Source organism: Lentibacillus sp., assembly GCF_035301925.1.
GTDB lineage: Bacteria > Bacillota > Bacilli > Bacillales > Amphibacillaceae > Lentibacillus.
Map to the genome: position 1 here is coordinate 1 of NZ_DATGTI010000125.1, position 5,182 is coordinate 5,182.

The 5,182-nt window shown below is 44.0% G+C and carries 5 protein-coding genes; 1 reads left to right on the forward strand and 4 read right to left on the reverse strand.

The genetic code is table 11. The features are described from left to right. Window positions 1-182 (forward strand): hypothetical protein (locus tag VK080_RS10650; protein ID WP_324224753.1); only part of this gene is annotated, 182 nt, incomplete at its 5' end. A gap of 128 nt (window positions 183-310) precedes the next feature. On the opposite strand, the gene VK080_RS10655 is transcribed toward VK080_RS10650, so the two are convergent. The 4 genes from VK080_RS10655 to VK080_RS10670 form a co-directional block, all read right to left on the reverse strand. After that, a complete protein-coding gene (locus VK080_RS10655; protein WP_324224754.1) occupies window positions 311-979 on the reverse strand; it encodes a hypothetical protein in 669 nt (222 codons plus the stop codon). Between the two features lie 125 nt (window positions 980-1,104). Further along, complete coding sequence (locus tag VK080_RS10660) at window positions 1,105-2,988, reverse strand: ABC-F family ATP-binding cassette domain-containing protein (RefSeq protein WP_324224755.1); 1,884 nt, start codon at window positions 2,986-2,988, stop codon at window positions 1,105-1,107. A 357-nt stretch (window positions 2,989-3,345) separates the two neighbouring features. Further along, window positions 3,346-3,816, reverse strand: coding sequence for a 6,7-dimethyl-8-ribityllumazine synthase (gene ribE, locus VK080_RS10665; protein ID WP_324224756.1), 471 nt, complete (start codon window positions 3,814-3,816; stop codon window positions 3,346-3,348). A gap of 15 nt (window positions 3,817-3,831) precedes the next feature. Beyond that, the gene (locus tag VK080_RS10670) at window positions 3,832-5,070 is read right to left on the reverse strand and encodes a bifunctional 3,4-dihydroxy-2-butanone-4-phosphate synthase/GTP cyclohydrolase II (protein WP_324224757.1); all 1,239 of its coding nucleotides are present in this window, start codon (window positions 5,068-5,070) and stop codon (window positions 3,832-3,834) included. Window positions 5,071-5,182 lie beyond the last annotated feature (112 nt).

Sequence of the window (5,182 nt, forward strand, 5' to 3'; positions counted from 1 at the left end):
TTTACTCGGTGGATGTTCAGCTCGTCGCTTTCCGCGGGCGGCTGGTGAGCCTCCTCGTGCTCGTCGTGTTGCAAGCTATCTCTGTGAGGTATACGCTCCTCGCAGAAAAGATTGCTGCCGCACTGCGGGGTCTCACCTATGTCTCTCATCCCGCGGGAGTCTCCGTATATTTCCTCCGCTAAGGCAACTTATTGTTCACCTTTAGTGTTGGTCATTTTTGTTATGTCCCTGTCTCGTCCCTTATATGCGGGATAAAAAGAAGCACCACCGGAATGGTGCCCCTTTTCTATAAGGATCGAGATGGAATTTATTAAAATCCCTCATCAAAACGGTAAATCAATCTGAATTTGTCTTCGTCCGACAGATCCGCTACATGTACGCTGACATTATGTCCAAAAAATACTTCATCATCCGTCATGGCTATAATCATGGCTTTTGTCTGGTTTTGAACATCGAAATAAATATCGCCGACAACAGGATTATCCACGGCATCATCGCCGGACATCAGTGGTGATTCATCTTCTTCCAGCTGTGCTTCCGAAACAAGCGTTTTATCATAATAAGCAATATCTTCACTTCCCTCAGCTTTTCCGGGAACCAGGACAACATATTCACTATGTTTCACACCATTATCCCTTGTTGTCACGACATTTCCGTTTTCCACATTATCAACCTTTTCAATTTCATTAAGCGAATAATGATCTAGAAAATCAGGTGCAGGCTTGATGATTAAAATATAATCACCCGGTTCAGGCTTCCTGTTTTTATCAATCGTGTAACGTTGTCCGTAAAAAATAAATGAATCATTATGTTTCGGCCGGCACGGTTCAATATTGTTGGCGCTCGTGATATCCTGCTGCATGTCTTTTAATCGATAAAGGTGTACAGACTGCTTGAACATCGGCTTTACGGAATATACCTTATGAAGTTCATTTTTATAATAGACAAATTGTCCCTTTCTGACTTGAAACAGCTTCATTTTCATACCTCCTCCAATTTTATACATTATACCATTCTTATTTTCCGCGATACTATATAAATTAAACATAAAATGGGCGATTATACGAAATAATCTATATAACTTTTCCGTACCAACAAGCACGGTTACTTATCTCCCAATTCTTCCGCCAGAAGTGAAAGCTCTTCCCAGCGTTCCATTTTTGCTTCCAGCTTTTCCTCCAGTTCCTGCTGTTCCTTATAAAGTTCCTGTACTTTTCTGGCATCACTCCCTGCATCCGCTATCTTGTCCTGCAGATTTTCAATCACCGTTTCCAGTTCTGTTATATCATCCTCAATCGTTTCCCATTCCATCTTGTCATGGTAAGACATCTTCTTTTTCCGGACCGGTTTCTGCTGCTCCGGTTTTTTGGATGGTTTTGGTTTCTGCTGTTTTTGCTGCGCTTTTTCCCGCTCCAAAAATTCGGTGTAGTTACCGTAAAAATGCTCAATTGGTTTATTTTCTTTAAATACAAGCATATGATCAACGACACGGTCAAGAAAATACCGGTCATGCGATACCGCAATCACAACGCCTGGGAATTGATCCAAATATTCTTCCAGGACACCCAGTGTTTGTGTATCCAGGTCATTAGTCGGCTCATCCAAAAGCAGAACGTTTGGTTCCGACATCAAAACCTTCAGCAAATAAAGACGGCGCTTTTCCCCGCCAGACAATTTCCTGATATAGTTCCATTGTTCGGTTCGAGAAAATAAAAACCGTTCCAGCATTTGTTCCGCGGTGATGTCGTCCCCTTTTTTCGTATGGATAACCTCAGCAGTTTCCCGGATATACTCGATAATCCGCTTATCCCCATCAAGCTCCTCATCACCCTGTGTATAGTAGCCGATTTTGACGGTTGGCCCGACGTCAATTTCACCTTTGTCCGGTGTGATACGTCCTGCCATGATGTTCAGGAGCGTTGTTTTTCCCGAGCCGTTCGGTCCGACTATCCCAAGACGATCACCGGGAACGGCCAAAAAGTCAAAGTCCGTTATCAGCCGCTTGCCTTCATAAGACTTTTCAATACCCTCGAGTTCAATCACTTTTTTCCCAAGACGGGTGGAAGCCGCTTCAAATGATACGTCCTGTCTGTTCGTATCAAACGTTTGCTCTTGCATTTCCTGAACCCGTTCAACACGGGCTTTTTGCTTGGCCCCTCTTGCTTTTGGGCCCCGTTTCAACCAGGCGAGCTCTTGGCGCAATAGGTTACGGTGTTTTTCTTCGTAGCTTCTTTCCAATGCTTCCCGCTCGGCTTTTTTCTCGAGAAACAATTCATAATTGCCGTCATAAGTGTAAAGATTGCCTTTATCCAATTCAAAAATCTGATTGGTGACGCGGTTCAAAAAGTAACGGTCGTGTGTGACAAGCAACAGTGCACCCTTGTATGATGCCAAATGGTTCTCCAGCCATTCGACCGTCTCATGATCAAGATGATTGGTCGGTTCGTCAAGAATTAAGAGATCAGCCGGCTGAATCAATGCTTTTGCGATGGCCACCCGCTTTTTTTGTCCACCCGAAAGTTCCGCAACATTTTTATCAAAATCGGTAATCCCCAATTTGGTGAGAATGGTTTTGGCGACGGTGTTGGCTTCCCAGGCTTTATGTTCATCCATTTGCTGCTGTTTTACCAGCAGACGCTCCTGGATTTTTTCGTTGTCAGGATCACGCTGCAGATCAAGCAGTACCTGTTCATATTCGCGCATGACTTTCATTATCGTCGCTTCACCATAATAGATCTGCTCGATCACCGTCAAGCCCGACTCCAACTCAGGGTCCTGTGCCAGATATTCTATTTTGTAATCTTTGGCATGATTAATGGTGCCCGTTTCCGCTGTATCAATGCCGGCAATCACTTTCAAAAAAGTTGACTTTCCGGTTCCATTGACGCCAATCAGTCCAATTCGGTCGTGCGGCTTGATGTTACAGGAAATATCATTCAGTAATATTTTATCCCCATAAGATTTAGATAAGTTCTCGATTGTAAGCATTGTATTACCTTCCCATTGTTGAATCTTCATCGTTATTGCGGTTTTTAATCAGCTGTTTTATTAATATGACAATTAAAAATAACAGCCAGGATGTTGCTGCATAAAATATGAATTTGCTTACCGGATCCATATATCTGAAATAAAACGCCATCCCGGTCCAGATAATACCAACTATGACGATTTGATAAATTAAACCTTTAATTTTGAATGCCTCCAGTTATACATACGCTCTATCCATAGTGTATCTTACTGAAGGCGACAATGGAAGACATAACGTGTTTGGCTGAAGTTCACCAGAAATTGGCTGATACTGTCACAATTGATTCCAACGCATAAGTGCAGTACATACTGAACGAATCATTCAGCCAATTCTCTGAGAACATTGGCTGTTTCGATGGCGGCTGTTGCTGCTTCCGATCCTTTATTGCCCGCTTTTGTTCCGGCCCGTTCTATCGCTTGTTCGAGCGTTTCTGTCGTTAACACCCCAAAAATAACCGGCTTACCCGACTGCATTGCCGCACTGGCTATCCCTTTGGCAGCTTCATTACAGACATAATTAAAGTGCGGCGTTGACCCACGGATAACTGCCCCAAGAGTCACAACCGCATCATATTCATTTTTTGCCGCCATTTTTTGGGCAACCACCGGAATTTCAAACGCACCGGGGACCCAGGCAATGTCGATATTATCTTCCTTTATCCCGTGCCGCTTCAGGGTATCGACAGCACCATCCAGCAGTTTGTTCGTAATGAAGTCATTGAACCTTGCTACCACAATACCGATTTTCAATTCTGATCCAACCAGATTGCCTTTAAAATGTTTTAGCAAAATCAACCATCTCCTTTAGCTTTGGTGAGAACTTAGTAAATGACCCATCTTATGATATTTCGTATGCAGATACCGTTTATTTTCGTTGCGTACACCCGTCTCAATCGGCAGACGTGCAGCAATTTTAATGCCGTGAGACTGCAGACCTCTCATTTTTTGCGGATTGTTAGTCAGTAAATTGATGTTTCGCACACCTAAGTCTTGTAAAATCTGGGCGCTGATATGATACTCGCGCATGTCCGGGGCAAATCCCAGCTGCTCATTCGCCTCAACTGTATCCATCCCGGCATCCTGCAGCTGGTAAGCACACAATTTGTTGATCAGCCCGATGCCACGACCTTCCTGACGCATATAGATGAGAACACCGGAGCCCTCGTTGTTAATTCTTTTTAAAGCTTCCTGCAGCTGCGGCCCACAATCACAGCGGTGGGAACCAAATACATCACCGGTCAGGCATTCGGAATGTACACGGGTTAAAACCGGCTCGTCTGCCGAAATATCACCTTTAACAAGTGCAATATGTTCCTTGTCATCCAGATCGTTTGTGTAACCATATATATTAAACGATCCAAACTCAGTGGGCAGTTCAGTTTCTACAACTCGTTTGACATGCATTTCATACTGCTTTCGATAGGCAATCAGATCAGCGATTGAAATCAGCTTCAGGTTAAACTCATCAGCCATTTCCCGTAAATCCGGTACCCGCGCCATCGTGCCGTTGTCTTTGATAATTTCACAAATGACACCTGACGGGAATGCACCACTCAATTCAGCCAGATCAACAGAAGCCTCCGTGTGGCCCTGCCGTGTCAAAACCCCCCCATCTTTGGCAATGAGCGGAAACACATGACCCGGCTGTTTAAAATCATCTTCTTTAACGCCCGGATCAAGCAATGCCCGGATTGTTTTCGATCGCTCGGCAGCGCTGATACCAGTCGCCGTATCTTTATGATCAATGCTGACAGTGAACGCTGTTTCGAACGGATCGCTGCTCTGGCTCGTCATCATCGGCAGTTTGAGTTTCCCGGCTAAATCCGATTTAATCGATGTACACACAAGACCCTTTCCATATGTAATCATAAAATTGATTATATCCGGAGTCACTTTTTCCGACAGGGCAACCAGATCACCTTCATTTTCCCGATCTTCATCATCAACTACAATTACCGGCTTTCCTGCTTTCAAATCGTTTATCGCTTCATCGATAGAATGAAACATTGTGTCCACTTCCTTCTTATTCGTGTCATTTTTCATGATGCTCTTGGCTTAGCATATTTTTCACATGTTTGGCCAGCATGTCGCATTCAATATTGACGACATCACCAGCATCTTTTTCACCTAAAATCGTCTCAGATACCGTGTGCGG